The following is a 19,973-nucleotide window of genomic DNA, read 5'->3' on the forward strand; positions in this document are numbered from 1 at the left end:
ATCAAGCCGAACGCTGATCCGCCGGCCCTTCTACCGGTGAGAGGTTCAACGCACTGTTGATCAACCCGATATGGCTGAACGCCTGCGGGAAATTTCCCAACATGCGCCCGGCAACGGGATCGTATTCCTCCGCCAGCAGCCCGACATCGTTGCAGATCGCCAGCAGCCGCTCGAACAGGTGCTGCGCATCGTCCCGCCGTCCGATCATGTAAAGGGCATCGACGAGCCAGAAGCTGCAGGCGAGGAAAGCGCCTTCGCCTGGCGGCAGGCCGTCATCGACCTCCTGCGTTTCGTAGCGCAGCAGGAGGCCATCCCGCATCAGCTTGCGTTCGACCGCTTCGACGGTCGCGACATAGCGCGGGTCATCAGGCGGGATGAAGCCCACCATGCCGAGATGCAGCAGGCTGGCATCCATCGCCCTGGACCCGTAAGCCTGAACAAAGCAGCCAAGTTCGAAATCGAAGGCCTTTTCGCAGACCTCGGCATGGATGCGATCGGCGATGGCTCGCCAGCGTGCGGCGGCTTCGGGCTCGCCGTCCTCCTCGGCAATCTTGACGGCGCGGTCGAAGGCGACCCAGGCCATGACCTTCGAATAGGTGAAATGCTGGCGCTGGCCGCGCACCTCCCATATGCCTTCATCGGGCTCCACCCAGACTTTTTCGAGAAAGGGCAGAATGGCGGTCGCCAGTTCGCGCCCGCGCGGATGCGACGGCAGTCCACTCTTGCGGGCCTGCAGCATGGCGTCCGCCACCTCGCCGTATACATCGAGCTGCACCTGTTCGGCGGCGGCGTTGCCGATGCGCACGGGCGTCGAGCCTTCATAGCCCTTCAGCCAGGGAACCTGCCATTCCAGCAGATTGCGCTCGCCGGCGACGCCATACATGATCTGCATCTGCGCCGGGGCGCCCGCCACCGCACGCAGCAGCCAGTTGCGCCAGGCGTGTGCTTCCTCGTAATAGCCGAGTTTCATCAGGGCGAGCAGGGTCAGCGTCGCGTCGCGCAGCCAGCAATAGCGATAGTCCCAGTTGCGCGGCCCGCCGATCTTCTCGGGCAGGGAAGTGGTCGCGGCGGCGACGATGCCGCCTGTCGGCATGTAGGTCAGGGCCTTCAGCGTGATGAGGGAGCGCTTTACCTGCTCCGTCCACTTGCCCACCTTTGGGCACTTCGCCGCGAAGGATTGCCAAAATTCCTCGGTGTCGGGCAGCGCATATTCCACCTGCCGCTGGGCCGGCGGCGGCAGATGCGAGGGAGACCAGGTGAGGGTGAAGATCTGGCTCTCGCCGGCCGCAACTTTGAAGGAGCCGACCGTGCTCATCCCGCGGCCTTCGAGCGGCACGGCGCAGTTCAGCGTCAGCCGGTCCGGCCCGGCAATGGCTGTAATGCCGCCGTCTTCGCCATGCGTGACCCAGGGAACGGTTCGCCCGTAATCGAAGCGGAGGTTGAGCTCCATGTCGAAGGCGACGGTGCCGCTCTTGCCCTCGACGATGCGCATCAGGTCGCTGGTGCCATCGCGCAGCGGCATGAAGTCCGTCATGATGGCGGTGCCGGTCCCGGTCTGAAACTCGGTTTCGAGAATGAGCGTGTCGTCCCGGTAGCGGCGCGTGACGCTGACATCGTCACCTGTTGGTGACAGCGACCAGAAGCCATTCTCTTGCGTGCCCAGCAGGGCGGCAAAACAGGCGGGGGAGTCGAAGCGCGGAAAACAGAGCCAGTCGATGGAGCCGTTCCTGGAGACGAGTGCCGCGGTCTCGCAATCTCCGATCAGGGCGTAGTCTTCAATAAGTGCCGCCAACATAGCCTCCTTCGCAAACAAGCCCGGCTTTAGTTAGAGGGCATATGCGCAGGTCAACCGTGGACATCACCGTGAGGGGGCAACAGCCTGCAGGAATTCTTCCGTATTGGTGATGATCGTATCGCCCATGAAGCGAAGGGATTCGACTGAACGTTTTGCCGCTTCCGCATGGCCGGAGCCGCAGGCATCCTCGATCAGGATCGGAACGATGCCGAGGTCGGCGGCCTGCCGGCAGGTCGGCTCGATGCCGATTTCCATGGCGATGCCGCAGATCGCCAGCGCCGAAAGGCCGGCGTCGCGCATGGCGAGCGCGAGCGGCGTTCCCTCGAAAGCCGACATGCCGAGTTTGTCGAAAACGAAATCCTGCTCTTGCGGCTGCAATTCCGGGATGATCTGCACCGCTTCGCTGTCGCGCATGAACCAGGGTTTGACCTGCCCGGGATCATCCGTGCGCTGCCATGTCATGGCCATGCGCGTCGCAAACAGCCCCATCCACGGCTTCGGCAGCGAAAGATGGCGGCAGAACGCAATGCGCATGCCGGCTCGGCGGGCAGCGGTGACGATATCGGCAATGCGCAGCGCCGTTTCCTCGGAGCCCTCGACCTGCCGGGCGATACCGATCTGCATATCGTAGACCAGCAGGGCAGTTCGATCGGGTGTGAGCCAGTCGGCGAGCGTTTTGGGTATCGTCATTGGCTGGATATTCCTGGCAATGGTGATGGCGTTTTGTAGAGCATGGAGGGGGATTTGCATAGCGCAGGCTGGGGGCTCGACACCGACCGGTCAGGCACTCACGATCCTGAACAGAGCCACCAGCGAAATCACCAGCATCAGTATCCCCGTTGCGGCCACGCACCAGAAAGCGGTCTCCGCGCGGCCGACGGGCGTTTCGACGAGGCGTTTGTAATCGTCGTCGGAGAGGAACCTGTAGAGGCTGTTGCGCCATTCGTTGCGCAGGTAGCCCTGTACCCGGATATAATGCACGCCGCTGCCGATGACCGACAGGACATAGATGGCGAGCACGATGCCGACAAGGATTGCCGCCGGGCCTACGAACTTGCCGCCGGCCGGCACATTCATTCGGGCGATGATCAGGCCGATATTGGCGAAGACGGCGCCGGCGACGGCCGTGCCCAGCGTGCGCATGATTTCGGAGAGTTTTGCGGTGTCTTCCGAAACCGCCTTGCGCAGGTCGCCGAGCGCCCTGAGCGTGTCCTTGTTCTGCTGGGTGACGCCGAAACTGTATGCGATGCGCGCCCCTTCGAGAGCGAGGCGCAACGTACCTGCCAGATCCATGGCGCTGCCGCCGCGCGTGGCGGTTCGCGCAATTTCGGCGGCCAGCAGGCCGTGGCGGTTTTCCAGCTCGCGATCGTTCTCCAGCAGCCATGTGGCGACCGACTGGAGCGTGGCAAACAGGTCGGCGGCCAGATCCTCCTCGTCCTCGACGATGAATCTCGCCGGCGGCGGCCCCTTGAACAGCAGCTTGTTGTCGGGCTCGATTTCCTGCGCCATGGCGCGCAGCAGCCGCGAGGCCGCCCGCTCGCGCCACGGCTCGAGCGCCTTCTCGTCAACCGGCGTGGCGGGCGCTTTCAGTAGCCAGCGGCCGAGATGGTCGCCCGGTCCTTTCCTGCCGAGCAGGCGCGTGACCCTTGCGACGCTTTCGGCGCCGCCCTCGGGCTTGAACTCGCCCTCGTGCCACCAGGGGCAATAGCGAACGGCCCTTGTGTCGATGGCAGCAGTCAGGCCCTCGACCCAGACGATCGTCGATTCCGGAGGTTTGTCCAGCAGCGCCTCGAACCCGCTTCGGGTCAGGATCACTTCGATGCCATCAGGCGTCGCCGGTCTCTCGGCGGTGATCGTCAGGCCCTTGCCGTTGCCGGCTATCAGATGGCGCGGGATCTCGCCGCCCTTGTCGCGGCAGCTAATCCTGGTCCACGCGGCCTCTTCGAACAGTGTGTAGAGCCGGTCGGCATCGGGGCCTTCGAGCTGGTAGACGGAAATGCCGGCCGCCGTCTCGGTGACGGTCGCCTTCTTCTCGTCGATGAGAGTGTTCAGCGCTTCAGCGAGTTTTGACTGGGAGGGTGCCATCTTCCACCAATCTTCGCGTGCGAACGGTAAAGATTATCTCATCGTCATCGGTCTCGCGGGTGACGCTGCGACCCAGTTCCGCGCCCGGAAATTCCAGCCGCACTTCCTCGGCGGTGCGGACGAACTGCCGGGGCTGCATATCCAGCGTGGCGCGGTCCGGGCGGAATTCCACATCCTGCAACTGCTGACGCTTTAGGCCCCGGCGCATGGCCGTATCGATGCGGGCAAGCAGGTTTTCATCGGCGGGGCGATCGGCAGCATGCATGACGGCATCGACGACATCGGCATTGGAAACCGTGGCGCGGCCCTGCAGGGCGAGCTTGGCCTTCGACATGGCGGCGCCGACATCGGCGTCGGGCAGGATATCCCTGACCTCCTGCAGCGTGCCGCGCAGCGCCTCGTTCAGCCGGCTCGACAATTCGGCATTGGTCTTGGCGCGCTTCACGCCGAGATAGCGCTCGAAATAGTCGGTCAGATCAGGCGATTCCTTCATGCGGTCGGAGGCGCAGACCATCTCATCGGCCACGCCATCCCGGACGCGGATCAGGCAGAATTTCTGGACCGCCTGACGCTCCTTGACGAAGGCCTGGACGATCGCCCGCAGAATGCTCCGCCCATTCGCATCGGAGAGCTCGACGGCTTCGCGGTAATCGTACTTGATCAGCACGAAAAGCAGCGTATTCGCCACATCGGGGCGCAGCTGCAGCACGAAGAAGGCGCCGGCAACACTCTGGCGGACATGAAGCTCGAAGAAGCGGCGGGACAGCGCCTGCCCACCCTCGGTGAAACCCAGCCTGCCGCTGGCGATGGCCTCCACCAGCCGGCGGACTTCGGAACCGGCAACGAAGGAGTGGACGCCGTCTCCGGCCTCGCTTTGAATGCGGGCCCGGAAGAATTCCTCCTGCTGGACATTGATCTCGCCGCGCGGCTGAAAGGGCTCGCCCGGCCTGCCGACCAGATGGATGATCATCTTTTCCACCCTGAGCCGGGCAAGTTCCTCGTCGGTCAGATAACCCAATAGTTTTCCTCCCGGTATGGATTACGTTGTCGAACCGCAGGTTGGGCGAGGCAGGCCATTCGATCCGGCGCAGCGGGCAGTTTGCGGCGCTTGAAAAGGGCTCGGTGCAGTAGCATCAGCTTAGCCTGCAACCGCCGCTGAACTCAAGCTGCTGGTCGCCAGATTTTACGCCGAGGCCTGCCGCGTCAGCCATGCGGCCGAATAGGCTCGGCACCTCCGGCGACCGCGACAGGCGTCGCGGCAAACGCCCTGGTGACCAGCAGCGCGGCGATGACGACGGGCACGACAGCCCAGTAGGAAAAGCGGATGCCGAAATATTCACCGATGAAACCGAGCAGCGGCGGGCCGGCGAAGAAGACGATGAAGGTCGTCTGTCCGAGTGCCGCGACATTGATGGAGGCCGGGCGATCCGTGCGCCGGGCTGCGGCGGAAATGGCGAGCGGATAGACCGAGGAGCAGCCGATGCCCGTCAGGCCGAAGCCCACGAGTGCGACGACCGGATGCGGCGCCGTCGCGACCATGACGAGGCCGGTTGTCGCGATAAGCAGGAGGGCAATTGCGACCGGGCGCGGATTGAAGCGGTCGATGACGGGATCCATGCCGAGCCGGCCGATGGCGATGAGCAGGGAGAATATCGTCACGCTGAGCCCGCCGACGAAGGGCGCGACCGCAAAGACGTCGCGCATGTAGATCGCCGACCAGTCGACGCTGGCGCCCTCGGCGAGAAGGGGTGCCGCGCCGATGAGGCAGAGCGGCAGCAGCCCGAGCGTGGGAACGGCGATGAGCGGCGCATCTCCGGGGTGGGCATCCTGCCGCAGCGGCGCGTTTTCGATGCCGGCGAAAATGATCGTGCCGGCGATGATCACGAAGGCGACAGCGGCGGCCATATGCAGCTCGACCGGAACGGCAGCCTGCCGCATGCCGGCGCCGACAAGCGCGGTGATGCAGAAGCCGGCGCTCCACATGCCGTGCGCCCGGCTCATGATGCGGCGGCCGAGCAGCGCCTCGTGGCGGTCGGTCTCGATATTGGCATTGATCTCGAATGCGCCGGTGAAGAGACCGGCAATGAAAAACAGGGGCACCGCCGGCAGGGCCGATGGCATCCAGGGGATCAGCGCAAAGAACAGCGAGGCGCCGAAGACGGTAACGAAGGCGGTGGTGCGTGCGCCAAGCCTTTCGATGAACCGCACGGAAAAGGTCAGGCCGAAGAGCACGCCTGCCGACATGACCGCGAGCAGAAGGCCGAGTTCGCCTTCGGTCAGCCCGAAGGCGCGCTGAAGATCGGGCAGCCGCGACACGAAGGCCCCGAGCGAAAAGGCCACGGCAAACTGGATGAAGAAGATACGCTGGTGCGGCTTCATGTCGGGCGCTCTGCTCCGATCGTGTCTGGACTGAAGCCCAGCTATCCCTCGGTTATCCGGGTTCCGGCTGATGGTGACTGGCGGATAGGCACGTAGTTTCGACATCATGCGGCATGGCTGCTGACAGTTCCTGTCAGCAGTGCGCAAATGCAGGTGAATGGTTCATTCGGTCATGCCGGCCGGCGCGGGAGAGCAGGGAGCTTCGCTGCCCAGATCAGGCCTCAAACAGACAGAGGCGCTCGCCATCTATGAATTTTGCGGAAAAAATGTTGCCCCACCTACAACAATAACCGCTCCAGACTGCCCTGGTCCTTCACCCCATGCTGATAGAAATGCAGGATCTGGATGGCCAGTTCCTCGCGTTCGCCGTCGGTGGCGATATGTCTTGCCATGCAAATATGCTCGTAGACGCGCTGGCAAAGAGCGACGTCGTCTTCCTGCATCGGCGAGTGACTCGCCGACATTTTATCTCTGATCATCGACATTCCCTCAAACGTCCCCTCGAAGACGTTCTAGGGCGCAGATTGTGTTCTTCAACTTTTGGAAGATCACGTCATCGTGCAGCCCCGTTCGCCCGGGGATTTCTTGAATGCCCGTTCAAAATGTTACGCATGTAATAGAAACTGGCCGCCGCTTGCTGTATGGAAGGAGAAGGGCCACCCGATTTGGAAGATGTGGGCAACCCTTCTCCACTGGTTTTGCAGCATCCAGCGTGGAGCATTGTAGGCCGGAATAATGGAACCGCAATTTCACTTTTTAAATCGCGGCGAAATTATTTCAGCTATTGCTTAATAAATGCCCGGCGGTGCTTTCCGCCGGGCATTTGCATTATTTTTGCACAGTAAAAACGGGGATTTGACCGGAATCGGGCAGCTCACACAGCCACGCCCATCTGCGCCTCGTTCATCTGGCTCAGGCACCGCGCCTGATCGAGCGGCCGGCCGAGCTCTTCGTAGCGGGCGGCGGCCTCCGCGAAGGCGGCGACAGAGCGAATCTTGTTGGCCTGCGCCTTGCGCTGCACGCCGCGCGCTTCCCACAAAGCTGCCGCCCAGGGGCCGCCCTGCCACATGCCGGCGATGCGTTCGGCCTCGTTCAGGCGCTTGTCCACCTGTTCCAGATTGCCTGATTGGGCGAGCGCGATCGCCGAGGCGGTGCGCAGGCCCATGGAGCAGGGCTGGCAGGCGCCGGGGGTCAGCAGCCGGTCGCCCGTGAGGATGGCGTCAGCGAGCTTCTCCCTGCTGGTGGCGGAGCGCACGGCGAGCGCCTGCAGGCGCAGGAGCAGGTGGTTGGAAAGCCAGGAGCCCTGCGCATCGGCGAATGCCTTCTGGATCAGCCGGCCGGCGCGCCATTTCTGGCCGCGGGCCAGCGCGATTTCCGCCAGCCGCTCCAAGACCAGCACCCGGCCGGAAACGGCATTGGCTTCCACATGCAGACGCTCGGCCTCGGTCAGCAGCCGTTCGGCCTCATCGAGATTGCCGGCGCAGCGGGCGATTTCGCCGAGGATCAGGCAGGCAAGGCCGCGGCCGGCCGATGATTTCGCCTCATCGGCGACGCCGAGCAGCTCATTGGCGCTTTCGGCAATCAGGCCGTGACCCTTCGCGTCGCAGAGGCAGAATTCCGCAAGGCAGAGATGGCCATCGAAGACGGCGGGCACGAAGGCGCTGCGCTTGCGCACCCATTCGGTGAATTCGCTGCGGAAAAGCTCTCGCCACTGGCCCTGCATATGGGCGGTGAGGCCGAGGATGGCGCCTGCTTCGCCGACTTCGCGGCCAAGCCCTGCATCCAGCGCCTCGGCGCGCGTCTGCCGCGCCAGATCCGCCGCCTTGCCGAACTCGCCGCTCTGCAGATGCACCAGCGCCCAGGCGAGCGAGGCGCGGATGCGCTCGACAGGGGCGGGCGGCTCCACGCCCGAAAGCCCAAGCGCCTGCTCGTAGAGCTCTATCGCCGGGCGGCTCGGGCCGACGCCGAGCTCGGCATGCAGCCTTTCGCGCAACTGGTCGAATTGGCGGATCGCCTCCGTGCGGTTGCCGGCATCGAGCGCTGCCTGCATCAGGGCGCATTGCGCCTCCTCGTCGGTCGGGTCGAGCGCGATCAGCCGGCGCCACAGCTTTCCGGCGCGCAACGTGTCCGTATAGAGCTGCTGCAGGCGCTGGCGGGGGCTATCAAGCCATTCCAGGAAGCGATCGTCGGGCAGCAGCGCGCCGGCATAGAGATCGGCGGCGGCTTCGCATTCGGCCGGGTCCTTGCTGCGGAGTGCGGCTTTCGCCGATGCCTCGAAGCGCGCCGCATCGGTTTCCACCTCTGCCTCGGGCGAAAAGGTGACGATCTCCTTCGAAATCGCAATGGCATCGGGCGCATTCAGCGCCTTGCGGGCGAAATGGATCGCCTTGCGCAGATTGGCGCCGGCCGCTTCGGCATCCAGATCCGGCCAGAAGGCATCCATGGCCTGTTCGCGGTGGACGCGATGATCCGGCGAGATGGCGAGCAGCTTGATGACGGCTGCGGCGCGATCGCGCTTCCAGGCCGCCGCGGGAATTTCGGCATCATCGATGCGGACGGCAAAGCGCCCGAGCAGCTGAATGGAGATTTTCAAGATACGCCCCTGTCGAATGCAATCTGATCGAAGTCGGGCCGGTCAAAAACCGGAGAGTGAAGAAAAAAAGCCATGTCTGAATATGCGCCCCGGCCGCGTTCCCGCCCGCCGCACGGAAAGCTGCGCCGGGGAACGCTGAGGGAACGGGTCGTTCGTAATGTCTGCATCGTACATCCAACACGCCAGACATCAATGACTTCGCGGCGTGTGATCAGGATCAACCCAGATTTCGCGACCCGGCCGAGGAGGCCGGCAACTCAAGAGAGGATCAAGACCATGTCACTGCGTATCAACGACATCGCCCCCGACTTTACCGCCGAGACCACCGAAGGCATGATCGCCTTCCACGAATGGCTGGGCAAGGACTGGGGCATCCTGTTTTCCCACCCGAAGGATTTTACGCCGGTCTGCACCACGGAGCTCGGCTACATGGCGCGGCTGAAGCCGGAATTCGACAAGCGCGGCGTCAAGATCATCGGTCTCTCGGTCGATCCGGTCGACAGGCATTCCGGCTGGGCGATGGATATCGCCGAGACCCAGGGCACCGCGGTGAACTTCCCGATGATCGGCGATCCCTCTCTCGAAGTCTCCAAGCTTTACGACATGCTGCCGGCCGCTTCCGGCGACACGTCCGAAGGCCGCACCGCCGCCGACAACCAGACGGTTCGCAATGTCTACGTCATCGGCCCTGACAAGAAGATCAAGCTCGTCATCTCCTATCCGATGACGACGGGGCGCAATTTCGACGAGATCCTGCGCGTGATCGACAGCCTGCAACTGACAGCCAAGCATCGCCTGGCAACGCCGGTCAACTGGAAGCCGGGCGACGAGGTGATCATCGCCGGCTCGGTTTCCAACGACGAGGCAAAGCAGCTCTATCCGCAGGGCTGGAAGGAGCCGAAGCCCTATATCCGCATCGTGCCGCAGCCGATCCTGACCTGATTACGGGCCATGACGTAACGGCAAGGCTTACATCGCCTTACGTCAGCTACCAAGATTAGGCGAGGGCGGATCTGCCATCCGTCCCCGCCCGCTTCTTCCGCTTTCCCCGGCGCAATATTATGATCGGCCGATAAGTCCGATGCAGTTCGCAGCACGGTTCAGGACAACCAAGCCAGCAACGGAGTGGACAGATGATTTTCCGACAGCTTTTCGACAGTGTTTCCGGCACCTACACCTATCTCATCGCCTCCAGGCGGGGCGGCGAGGCGCTGATCATCGATCCCGTGCTGGAGAAGGTGGACCGCTACATGCAGCTCGTGCGCGAGCTGGACCTGAAGCTGGTCAAGGCGGTGGATACGCACCTGCATGCCGACCACATTACCGGGCTCGGCGCGCTGCGCGACCAGACGCATTGCATCACCGTGATGGGCGAGCAGACCAAGGCGGACGTCGTGGCCATGCGCGTTGCCGAAGGCGACCGCGTCGGCATCGAGGGCCTCAGCCTCGACGTGCTCTATACGCCCGGCCATACGGACGATTCCTATTCTTACCTGATGGGCGACCGCATCTTCACCGGCGACACGCTGCTCATCCGCGGCACCGGCCGCACCGATTTCCAGAACGGCGATCCCCGCGCCCAATATGACTCGATCTTCAACAAGCTCTTGCGCCTGCCGGAGGAAACGCTGCTCTTCCCCGCCCATGACTACAAGGGCGACACGGTCTCCACCATCGGCGAGGAAAAACGCTTCAACCCGCGCCTGCAGGTGAAATCGGTGGAGGAATATGCCGACCTGATGAACAACCTGCATCTGCCCAACCCCAAGATGATGGACGTCGCCGTCCCCGCCAACAGCCACATCGGCCTCCACCAGGACGAGATTGCGCGCAAGGGCTGGGCGGTGAGTGCGAAGGATGCGCTGGGGCTGCGCGGTCGCAGCGATGTGGTGATCGTCGACCTGCGCGAGAGGAGCGAGCGGGAGCGGCATGGGGTGATACCGGGCGCGCTGCATGCGCCCTATGCGGATCTGCAGGAGAACCTGTCAGCGGGCGGGATGCTGCATGAGCTGGCGGTGGCGACGGGCAAGAGGGTGGTGTTTTACTGTGCGTTTGGGGAGCGGTCGGCGATGGCTGTGCAGGCGGCGCAGGATGCGGGGGTGGGGAGTGCCTGCCATATTGAGGGGGGGATTGATGCTTGGAAGAAGGCTGGGGGATTGGTGGGGGAGTGAGGGCATTTCCTCGATATTGGACGTTGTCTAAAAGTCATCTGTCAATGAACCTTTGAGTAGAGTGATAACCGATATTGAAATCCAGCATTTTCTAATGCAGGTTGTTGTCGGGGATTCTCTTGGGGGTTGAATTGACTAGACTTACGAAACAAGAAATCGTGAAGCGACTGCTTAGTGGGCTGCCCGTAGTCTGGGCAGATGCTGCAAGAAAGATTCATTCGACAACTCTCGAAACCCCTGCTGCGCGTCGTCTATTTCAGTTTCTTTTAACGTCGAATGTTCGAGTGCCTACTGATCTACCTGAAAGCTTCATCAAGGGACTAGAGTCGGAGAATTCGGATGAAGACGATCCCGCAAATACTCAAGCGGATTTAAACGAAGGTGTGGTTGTTAACAGCTGGAAGCTGAAGTCGATTACGACTGAGGGATTTGGTGGCCTCAATATTTGGAAAGGTAGCCCCTTTGAATACCACTTTGATAAACAAAGCTTGTTAATCGAGGGACCAAATGGCAGCGGAAAATCGTCCTTTGTCGGGGCGATACTGTGGGCTCTGTCAGGAGAAAGACCTCGCGATCAAACTAAGAGTCAACCAGACGCCCCTCAGCCGGTTTACGGAGACGATCAAAAGAGTATTGGGAATTGGCCACCAGTCGCGACCTACCCGTCAACTGAAATTGGTCTGTCTACACCCCCGGAAGTAAGGGTCGAGCTGGTATTCGAGAATGAGAGCGGCAACAGTGCCCGATTTGAAAGGCGCCTTCGAAACGGTGCTGTCACAGTAACGATTGATCCGCTTTTGAAATTGCCGGATGTTCTGATCGAAACAAGTCTTCTTATGCCGTCTCGATTACCGCTTCTAAGGCTCGATGAAGGTGCAGGTCAACTTACCGCCGCTGTCCAGAAACTCACCGGCTTGGATGATTTGATTGCTTTGGGAGCATTGGTATCCGGCCTATGCAATGGTGGTCGCGAATACCTTTCGTATCGGAAAAAAGAGCTCGCATCAGAAAGGATCAGGTTTGAGGCTGCCTTGCAGGAATGTAAGACAGCTCTAACATCGATGGATATTGCGATGCCGGCGTTCGTACCAGGCGATACAAAGTCCTCCGGAAGCGAAGCTGAAAGCTTTGGGAAAGAACTTGTATCTAAGGCCGGAGCGCTTAGCGAAGCTATTCGTGGAGATATTTCACCTGACTTAGATTTAGGAAAGCTGGCTGTTCAGACGCATGTCGCCACAGCTATCGAAACGGCTCGAAGTGAAGTTAGCATGGGGCTTCAATCTCTTGCGACGTGGAACGATCTCGAACTTGTTCATCAGGCACTTAATGAGGAAAACATCAAGGAAATTGATACCGCCATTGCCAGGGCAATCGCTGCAAAAGAAGATGCCTTGAGTTTGTTAAAGAGAAGCGAGGCCGATAACCGATTTCAGTTGAAAGCCTTGGCGGCTCGTTGGCACGTCAACCATGCAATGGGTCCAATCGATAGTTGCCCTCTTTGCAAAAGGGGATTGGAGCAACTGCCGGAGCTAAAAACAGAACTGGAAGAGTTTCGCGCTTTGGGCGAACGCGCAACTCGTCAGTTCAACGACAATATGAATTTAATTTCAGCGGAATTGGATAAGGTCTTTCCGCCCAATCTCAAACGACTTAGCGATGGCTTTCTAGCTTCGGAGCCTAGCGCCTCGCTGGTTCGTGATTTCACCCAGAAATATGTAGCGTCAGCCCGATCAACCGCAATACTAGTCGGTTTCAAAAGGCTAGCAGACAATGCGTTAACAAGGGTACCGTCTGTTGCTCTGAACGAGGATTACAAGGACCTTAGCCAAGCTGCGGAAACTACAGCCGTAGATCGAAAAGTTAAGGTGCTGAGACGACTGCTGTCACTTGGACGGTGGCACGCCGAACATGGTGCTGAATGGTTGGCGTGGTGGAATGGGCACACCCTAATTAGAGAGCCAGAGCTTCGCGTTGAGGGTGCAGAGGAAACTCTTGGAGAGCATCTCCATAGACTGTCGCTCGCTCTACGAGAAGCCGAACCGTATAGAAAAGCGGCTAAGGCAATGCGTGATGCTTGGGCGGCTGGTACTTCGATTTCAGGGATGGAAGATGAGATTGCCAAGCGTAAGGCTGTTGCTGACGAAATAGGCCCGCTCAAGGAACTGTCGGCTTTAGCGGAATCCGTGGCGCGAGACGCAATTAACGGATTATCAGATCGAATTTCACAAAACCTTGACCGCATCCATTTGGCTGAAAATCTGAAGTTCAAAGACACGACCCTGCGGAAAAAAGAAGGGTTGGTGGTGTTTGGGAACCTTGTTAGCGACTACCGAATTGATGCTACGCTGATCGCCAACACATCTTGGCTCCGTGCAGTCTTATGGGCATTCATTTTTTCGCTACGTGAAGAGGCTCTTGAACAACTGGGCAAAGATGCCTTGCCGTTGTTTGTATTTGATGACCCGCAAACGACATTCGATCCCGATCATCGGCATCGATGGTGCCAGCATATCGCAGCAATGCAGCAGCCGCCTCATGACATGCAAGTCATATTGGTGACGCATGACCCGTACTTCGTAGAGTTGATAAAGATTGGCGGCGTGACAGGGAGAGAGGCCACGATTGCTTCGGCCAACCAAGACATTGGATACCTTGGTGTCTTCGAAGGTGATGCATTGGGACGGCGGTGGGAGCGCTTCACGGATAGTCCAACTCCGACATCTGGTCGGGACTATATTGGGAGAGTTCGCGAACATGTTGAAGGATTGCTCCGAATTATGCTTCGTGCCGAAGATGCAAATGTCTCTGCGGTCGGACGGGGTTTTACTGTGGGTAATTCCCGAAGCAAGATTGAGTATCTCCATGCAAAGGGCTTTGCACCTTGGGACCGAGGTGAGTTCAAGGCCTTGATTAAAGTACTGAATCAAAATCTCACGCCAATTAAGCATATGGAGATGGCTCATCATGCCAGCGGCCTTGCACTCGGTATCGCTGAGGCCGAGGACGTGGAAAAGCATTGGAGCAAGGAGCTTCGGCCGGCAATCGAAGCCTGTGCTGCAATAGCCAGAGAGTATCGGCTTCTACATGCTCCATACACCGCGCTGTATAGCCCACCTCCGAAGGTGCAGTTGCCCGAGGGGTATAAGACTTCGGTACGGAAAATTCAGCTTCAAGTCGTTGGCCGCGCTGCCGCACTTAGCAATGGACGCGCTGCAGATGGGATATTTGAATCTTCAGAGTTTGAATCCGGCACTGCCAAGAAAATCGTTCTGGCGCAGCATGCGGCTTATCGGTGCACTTCAGCCACTATGGAACCGGTGGCAAAGATTGGAGATATTGTCCTCGTGAAGGAGGCGGCCGAACCGTCGGCCAAATCTCTCGTCGTCGCGTTGAGTGGYGAAAGAATTTTGGCGCGTCGGTTTGAGATAGCTGATAATCACAGCGATGTGGCGGTTTTGACGGCACAAGCTGTGAACCCCCGAAACATCGCGCCTCCGGTAATAGCGAAGAGAGCTACCTTGACCCTTCATAAGGTAGTTGGTGTGATTTACCAGCATTCAAGTTTGGTACATCGGGAGGGTGATGACGAGGTTGCCGATTGTGGCGGCGCTGCTGCTATCGATCGCATCACAGAGCAGATGATCGGCCTAATCGAAGTTGTCGGACAAAGCGCTGAGCCATATGCACTGGACAAGCAATATCTAATGGTCTCGTCGGAACTTACGTCCTTGACGGCACTGTCGCAGTTTGAGGGTCGCCCCGTTGTTGCGAGTGACAGCTTCGACAACTACTACTTTAAACGGTTGCGTATTACCGGCGACGGGCGAAACGTCGTGCTGGAAAGCCTTGACAGCGGAGGAGGTCATGGTCCGGTCGTGGTGTCYGCGCCGGGCGGTGAAGGAAATAGCCTCAGTCGCGTGTGGCCGGTTGAAGGCGTTCTTTTTGAGCTTCCATATTAAAGGTTGAGCGCCGAAAATAAATATTACTCGTCTCTAAGACCGGGGTGGCTTCGGTAAAAGTTCAGGTATTGCTCGCACAGTTTTCCTCCGCGGCATAATCAGTCGCTTTTCATCGCTTCCCGAGGCTACCCATGCCCGAAAAATCCACCGCCGAAGCCCTTAGCCAGCGCATCCACGCGCGGCTTCTGGCGCGCAGCCACGGCCCGGCGTGGAGCACCATCTCCGTCCACCTGCTCTCCCACCAGCCGCTGGAAACCAATCTCCTCATACCCGCCGTCGCCGAACCCTTGCTGGTCTGGATCGTCTCGGGCTCAGCTCGCATCGAGGAGCGTGACATCGGCGGGGAGTGGATGTCGGTGGAGGTTTCGGCGGGGGATTTTTATCTGACGCAGAGTGAGACGCCCTATGAGATGCGGTGGGAGACGAGTGAAGGCGAGCCGCTTTGCGTCATGCATCTCTATCTCGGGCTGCCGATCTACCAGCGGGCGATATCAGAGGTTTTTGGTGCTGACGGCGCGGAGCGGTTTCGGCTGGCGGATATTTCGGGGGCGYGGGATGAGGCGATTTCGGGGTTGATGGGGATGATCCTGAAAGAGCTGACGGACGCTGCCGAGCCCAGTGAAATGGTTGTGCAGGGCATTGCGCAGGCGCTCGCCGTCCATCTCGTGCGGCAATACGGCAAGCGGGATAGCGCGGTGCCCGCCCGGCGCGGGGCGCTGCCGGCCTTCAAGCTGCAGCTGATCGTGCGGATGATGGAGGCGGGGCTCGATCAGGCTTTCAATCTCAAGAGCCTGGCAGCCGAGGCGGGGCTTAGCGCCTTTCATTTTTCCCGCGTCTTCAAGCAATCGACCGGTTCTTCGCCCTCGGATTATTTCATCCAGCTGAAGATGGCCGAGGCGCGCCGGCTGCTGCGCGAGACGGAGGCCAGCGTCATCCAGATCGCACTCGATCTCGGCTATTCCAGCCCCAGCCATTTCGCGCAGGTGTTCCGCCGGCAGGTGGGCGTCAGCCCGCGTGACTATCGCGGGTAGAGCCTTTTTCTTTTACGCAATTCCGGACGCAAAACCGCTGCACGCTTTTGCTGGAATTACTTTCTTTCGCAGCAAATCCCCGACAGTTTCAGCAAGCGGCCGAGCGAAAGGCCGCGGCCATCTTTGTAGTTTGTTCCCGTCGAAACCAACCGTCTCAGGACGGCAGAAAAGGGAATGAAACCATGTCTCTCCAAGGAAAAGTTGCTCTTATCACGGGCGCATCGAGCGGTATCGGCGCTGCCGCGGCGCTGAAGCTTGCGGCCAGTGGCGCCAAGGTCGGTCTTGCCGCGCGGCGCACCGATCGGCTGGCGGCCCTCTTTGCCGAGATCGAGAAGGCCGGCGGGCAGGGAATAGCGCTGGAGATGGATGTCGTCGACAGCGCTTCCGTTGCGTCAGGCGTCGCAAGGCTCGCTGATGCCTTCGGCACGATCGATATCCTCTTCAACAATGCCGGCCTGATGCCGCTTTCGGATATCGATGCGCTGAAGACGGATGAGTGGCACCGGATGGTGGACGTCAATATCAAGGGCGTGCTCAACACGACGGCCGCCGTGCTGCCGCACATGATCGGCCGGAAATCCGGTCATATCGTCAACACCTCGTCGATTGCCGGCCGCAAGGTCTTTGCGGGCCTGTCGGTCTATTGCGCCACGAAACATGCGATCACGGCGCTTTCGGATGGCATGCGCATCGAGCTTGGCAAGAAGCACAATATCCGGGTGACCTGCGTGCAGCCGGGTGCTGTCGAGACCGAGCTCTACGACCAGATATCGGACCCGGCCGCGCGCCAGCAGATGGAGGAGCTGAAGACGCAGATGGAATTCCTCAAGGCCGAGGATATCGCCGAGACGGTGCTGTTTGCGCTGCAGTCGCCCCGGCATATGGATATTGCCGAGGTGTTTGTGATGCCGACGCAGCAAGCGTGGTGAGTTTTGCCAGGCCAGTCATTGCCAAAGGAACTGGCTGAAAACCATACACCTCCCGGGATTCGTCAAGGCCCGGGAGGCCTATGATCTGCCCGCGGGATATAGGGCAGCGATCAATATTCCGTCGCGAAGAGGGGAGGTCGAACAAATTCGGCTTTGCCCCAGTTTAAAACTTCTAGGCGAAAGTTTATGTTCTTCAAACTATCGTTTTGACGTTGCTTGAGAAGCATACAAACGAGGCGCGATGATTGATCTCTCCTTTCCATGGGCGATCGGGCCTGTTCCCCTCGGCCTGACCATGGCTGGAGCTTACGGCCTATTCTCAGCTTTTGGCGCCCGCAAAGGTGTCTCCTTTACTGCAATTATGTCCATCTTGGCTCTTGTCTCGGGCGTTGCCGCCTTCACGGTTCACCTTTGGCGGCCATCTGTCGATCACATGACGATTGTGTTGACGGCCCAGGCGGTTTGCACCGTTGTGCTTCTTCTCTTGTGCTGGCTTTTGTCGATCGTTCGGAAGTCGGACGGGAGGAATCAGCAGCCGGAGCAGAACACGGCGCAAACTCGGGCGAGCTTCCGGGAAGTAGTCAAGGGGTTGTTGGTAAGTCTCGCATGTCCGCTTGTCATGAATCTCCTTATTTTCTTTTTCCCTTCCACGCCAAACTATTGTCGTAGGCTCGATTATCGCGGTGGTTACAGCGCCAGCGCCACAAAATGTCATCTTCGGGAGAACTTATTTGGACTTCATGATCTCCCACTGGAGATTTATTTCGGTGTCCTTGTTGGTGTATTTGGGCTCGGCTTATTCATTCTGATCGTATTTAGGCTCTGCCTGAAATCAAAAGCCTTCGTCATCACTTGATATCTGGCCAAGCCTGGCGCCTGCAGCCGCATCATTATCGACGTGACATTAAACGACTACCGCCGCCACGACACATGCCCTAGTGAATCAGGACGAATACCGCGCCGGCAAGCAGGACCATCACATGCAGCTTCTACCCAATGAAACCCAGGCTTTCGAGTGGAGCCGGGATGGATATACCGTCAACACCGATCGCGCCCGTCTCGACATGGACATGATCAGCCGCTTCCTTGCCGAGGAGGCCTATTGGTCTCCGGGCATCTCGCGGGCGCTGGTGGAAAAGGCGATCGCGGGTTCCATGCCTTTCGGTCTTTACGGCCCCGATGGCGCGCAGGCGGGTTTTGCGCGGGTGGTGACGGATGGTTCGCTCTTTGCCTATCTGCGCGATGTCTTCGTGCTCGGCGCCCATCGCGGCAAGGGGCTTGGGATGTGGCTTGCGGAGAGCGCTATCAACCATCCGGATCTTTCAACGGTCAAGCGCTGGATGCGGTCTACCAGCGATGCGCACGGGCTCTATGCCAAGCTCGGTTTTCAAACCCTGCAGCACCCGGACCGGTATATGCAGATCATCCGCTAGGGCGGCCGGGCCGGGATAGGCCCCGCTCACCCACCCGCAGGACCCGCGCCTCCATCGGCTGTTCTATGCTCTTCAACGCCGGCATGCGTATCGCGCCTTACGTTCGCGTGACCCTGGTCATATTTTTCGCCGTGTATTGCAAATATTACTCTCGCAATGTTTGTAGGAAATGTCCGCGCTGTGCGCTTATCCATGGGGAGATAGAACTGAATGAGGACGACTGTACTTCTTGGTGCCGCCGCGCTGGCGCTTGCCGGCTGCCAGACTCCGGCGCCGCAATCCGTTGCGGATTCTCAGCGTCCTCCTTCCAGCTCGGTTAAACGCGAGTATGTCGATGCCCTGCGCGGGACCATCAAACCGGGGAACTTCGTGAAGGCCGAGATTTCCAGCGTGGTGCTGCTCGATCCTGAAAAACAGATTTACGCTTATTGCACGCGGACGGCAGAGCGTGCCTACCCGAACTGGTCCTATATCGGCCTTTCCCTGAAACAGAACATGATCGTCGGCCTCAAAAAGAATGACTATCGGTGCCACGACAAGCGGTTGCGCTACTACGATTTTCCTGAGCTGCGGAATATGGCGTACTGACGAGCGAGGCTTTGTATAGTCACCTTGCCAATCGGCGGATCACTTTCCCATGGCAGTCGTAGCGGCTATGCTGTGGCCCGTGGAGGATGAAGGCGAGTTCAGGCAATGCCTCTTACCGCCCAGGCAACACTCTCGAACCCACGCGGTCCATCCTCTGGCCTGCCATCGAGATAGGCCGCCTTCAGCGCCTCCCGCAGCCGCTCCCGCCTGACCTCCGGCAGTCCATCGAAGAAAGCCGAAAACCGTCCCTGCCCATAGACTTTCGGCAGGTAGAAATCGTCGAAATCGGCGTAGTCCATCATGATCGTCAGCCTCGCCTCGGTGACATTGGCAAAGCCCGCGCTTGCAAACAGCGCTCGCAGCTCGCCCTCCGCCGTCATCGGCCGCGGGCCGGAAGGGATGCCGCTGCCTTCGGCTTCGGGTTCGAGGGCGCGGATCGTGTCCCAGAAAAGGCGCCAGCTCGGCATGCCGCCATAGGACCAGACGGCGGCGGCAGCGGTGGCGCCCGGTTTGAGGACGCGGCGCATTTCGGTGATGGCCTTGTCGGCATCGGAGACGAAGTGCAGGACGAGCAGCGAATAGGCGGCGTCGAAGCTCTTGTCTTCATAGGGCAGGGCGCAGACGTCGCCCTGTCGGGCTGATATCCTCGCGTCATCCGAGCGGGCGCGCAGGGCGGCGACAAAGTTCTCCTCGAAGTCGAGGGCTTCGATGGCGATGATGCCGGGGTGGGCCGATAGCGCCAGCGTCAGGCTGCCCGTGCCGCAACCGGCGTCCAGCACGCGGCCGGTTTTGGGCACGCCGGCGAAGTCAAGGAAGGGCGTGGCGAGCTTGCGGCTCCAGCGGCCCATGCTGGCTTCATAGGCGGTAGCGCCCTTGGCGATGAAGGTGGATGGCATGGGCGCTCCTGGCAATTGTGCTTTTGCCGGGCGGATATAGGGCGGGTGGATGGGGTGTCTATTGGGCAAAAGTTTCGTGTGTGCCGCGTGGCACCCCCCTCTGGCCTGCCGGCC

Annotated in this window: 16 protein-coding genes; 8 read left to right on the forward strand and 8 right to left on the reverse strand. The window is 60.1% G+C overall.

Features of this window, described 5'->3' with window-relative positions; all coding sequences use genetic code 11:
- Position 1: 1 nt before the first annotated feature.
- The 7 genes from AC1D35_RS08415 to AC1D35_RS08445 form a co-directional block, all read right to left on the reverse strand.
- On the reverse strand, positions 2 to 1,792 hold the full coding sequence (locus AC1D35_RS08415; RefSeq protein WP_113309851.1) for a glycoside hydrolase family 15 protein: 1,791 nt from the start codon (positions 1,790 to 1,792) through the stop codon (positions 2 to 4).
- Between the two features lie 66 nt (positions 1,793 to 1,858).
- The gene (locus AC1D35_RS08420; RefSeq protein ID WP_113309836.1) at positions 1,859 to 2,485 is read right to left on the reverse strand and encodes a cysteine hydrolase family protein; all 627 of its coding nucleotides are present in this window, start codon (positions 2,483 to 2,485) and stop codon (positions 1,859 to 1,861) included.
- Between the two features lie 90 nt (positions 2,486 to 2,575).
- Positions 2,576 to 3,880 carry a hypothetical protein gene (locus tag AC1D35_RS08425; RefSeq protein WP_113309837.1) on the reverse strand — a complete coding sequence of 435 codons (1,305 nt, stop codon included), beginning with the start codon at positions 3,878 to 3,880 and terminating at the stop codon, positions 2,576 to 2,578.
- Positions 3,852 to 4,898, reverse strand: a complete 1,047-nt coding sequence (locus AC1D35_RS08430) for a type 1 periplasmic-binding domain-containing protein (RefSeq protein ID WP_113309838.1) — start codon at positions 4,896 to 4,898, stop codon at positions 3,852 to 3,854. The genes AC1D35_RS08425 and AC1D35_RS08430 overlap by 29 nt, the downstream gene beginning before the upstream one ends.
- Positions 4,899 to 5,083: 185 nt before the next feature.
- Positions 5,084 to 6,259, reverse strand: coding sequence for an MFS transporter (locus AC1D35_RS08435; RefSeq protein WP_113309839.1), 1,176 nt, complete (start codon positions 6,257 to 6,259; stop codon positions 5,084 to 5,086).
- Positions 6,260 to 6,537: 278 nt separating this feature from the next.
- Positions 6,538 to 6,738, reverse strand: a complete 201-nt coding sequence (locus AC1D35_RS08440) for a hypothetical protein (RefSeq protein ID WP_113301388.1) — start codon at positions 6,736 to 6,738, stop codon at positions 6,538 to 6,540.
- A gap of 395 nt (positions 6,739 to 7,133) precedes the next feature.
- On the reverse strand, positions 7,134 to 8,852 hold the full coding sequence (locus AC1D35_RS08445; RefSeq protein ID WP_477852153.1) for a BTAD domain-containing putative transcriptional regulator: 1,719 nt from the start codon (positions 8,850 to 8,852) through the stop codon (positions 7,134 to 7,136).
- 276 nt (positions 8,853 to 9,128) lie between these two features.
- On the opposite strand from AC1D35_RS08445, the gene AC1D35_RS08450 reads away from it, so the two are divergent.
- From AC1D35_RS08450 to AC1D35_RS08485, 8 genes are all read left to right on the forward strand, one after another.
- Positions 9,129 to 9,794, forward strand: coding sequence for a peroxiredoxin (locus tag AC1D35_RS08450; RefSeq protein WP_113301385.1), 666 nt, complete (start codon positions 9,129 to 9,131; stop codon positions 9,792 to 9,794).
- A 191-nt stretch (positions 9,795 to 9,985) separates the two neighbouring features.
- On the forward strand, positions 9,986 to 11,023 hold the full coding sequence (locus tag AC1D35_RS08455) for an MBL fold metallo-hydrolase (protein ID WP_113309842.1): 1,038 nt from the start codon (positions 9,986 to 9,988) through the stop codon (positions 11,021 to 11,023).
- Positions 11,024 to 11,181: 158 nt separating this feature from the next.
- The gene (locus AC1D35_RS08460) at positions 11,182 to 14,982 is read left to right on the forward strand and encodes an AAA family ATPase (protein ID WP_162748536.1); all 3,801 of its coding nucleotides are present in this window, start codon (positions 11,182 to 11,184) and stop codon (positions 14,980 to 14,982) included.
- 131 nt (positions 14,983 to 15,113) lie between these two features.
- Positions 15,114 to 16,013 carry a helix-turn-helix domain-containing protein gene (locus tag AC1D35_RS08465; protein WP_477938513.1) on the forward strand — a complete coding sequence of 300 codons (900 nt, stop codon included), beginning with the start codon at positions 15,114 to 15,116 and terminating at the stop codon, positions 16,011 to 16,013.
- Positions 16,014 to 16,195: 182 nt separating this feature from the next.
- Positions 16,196 to 16,942, forward strand: coding sequence for an SDR family oxidoreductase (locus AC1D35_RS08470; protein WP_113309845.1), 747 nt, complete (start codon positions 16,196 to 16,198; stop codon positions 16,940 to 16,942).
- A 241-nt stretch (positions 16,943 to 17,183) separates the two neighbouring features.
- Positions 17,184 to 17,798 (forward strand): hypothetical protein, encoded by a 615-nt coding sequence (locus AC1D35_RS08475; RefSeq protein ID WP_113309846.1) that lies wholly within the window; start codon positions 17,184 to 17,186, stop codon positions 17,796 to 17,798.
- An 82-nt stretch (positions 17,799 to 17,880) separates the two neighbouring features.
- Positions 17,881 to 18,375 carry a GNAT family N-acetyltransferase gene (locus AC1D35_RS08480; RefSeq protein ID WP_477852149.1) on the forward strand — a complete coding sequence of 165 codons (495 nt, stop codon included), beginning with the start codon at positions 17,881 to 17,883 and terminating at the stop codon, positions 18,373 to 18,375.
- Between the two features lie 210 nt (positions 18,376 to 18,585).
- Positions 18,586 to 18,963: a hypothetical protein gene (locus AC1D35_RS08485; RefSeq protein ID WP_477852148.1), complete on the forward strand. Its 378-nt coding sequence runs from the start codon at positions 18,586 to 18,588 to the stop codon at positions 18,961 to 18,963.
- 98 nt (positions 18,964 to 19,061) lie between these two features.
- Here AC1D35_RS08485 and AC1D35_RS08490 read toward each other — a convergent pair whose 3' ends face one another.
- Positions 19,062 to 19,859, reverse strand: a complete 798-nt coding sequence (locus AC1D35_RS08490; RefSeq protein ID WP_113309847.1) for a class I SAM-dependent methyltransferase — start codon at positions 19,857 to 19,859, stop codon at positions 19,062 to 19,064.
- Between the last annotated feature and the right edge of the window lie 114 nt (positions 19,860 to 19,973).

Source organism: Rhizobium sp. P1_E6 (assembly GCF_056405875.1).

Bases quoted from the DNA above. Each gene is read 5' to 3' on its own strand.
- AC1D35_RS08420 (WP_113309836.1), bottom strand. From the start codon at position 2,485: ATGACGATACCCAAAACGCTCGCCGACTGGCTCACACCCGATCGAACT.
- AC1D35_RS08425 (WP_113309837.1), bottom strand. From the start codon at position 3,880: ATGGCACCCTCCCAGTCAAAACTCGCTGAAGCGCTGAACACTCTCATC.
- AC1D35_RS08435 (WP_113309839.1), bottom strand. From the start codon at position 6,259: ATGAAGCCGCACCAGCGTATCTTCTTCATCCAGTTTGCCGTGGCCTTT.
- AC1D35_RS08440 (WP_113301388.1), bottom strand. From the start codon at position 6,738: ATGATCAGAGATAAAATGTCGGCGAGTCACTCGCCGATGCAGGAAGAC.
- AC1D35_RS08450 (WP_113301385.1), top strand. From the start codon at position 9,129: ATGTCACTGCGTATCAACGACATCGCCCCCGACTTTACCGCCGAGACC.
- AC1D35_RS08455 (WP_113309842.1), top strand. From the start codon at position 9,986: ATGATTTTCCGACAGCTTTTCGACAGTGTTTCCGGCACCTACACCTAT.
- AC1D35_RS08470 (WP_113309845.1), top strand. From the start codon at position 16,196: ATGTCTCTCCAAGGAAAAGTTGCTCTTATCACGGGCGCATCGAGCGGT.
- AC1D35_RS08475 (WP_113309846.1), top strand. From the start codon at position 17,184: ATGATTGATCTCTCCTTTCCATGGGCGATCGGGCCTGTTCCCCTCGGC.
- AC1D35_RS08485 (WP_477852148.1), top strand. From the start codon at position 18,586: ATGAGGACGACTGTACTTCTTGGTGCCGCCGCGCTGGCGCTTGCCGGC.
- AC1D35_RS08490 (WP_113309847.1), bottom strand. From the start codon at position 19,859: ATGCCATCCACCTTCATCGCCAAGGGCGCTACCGCCTATGAAGCCAGC.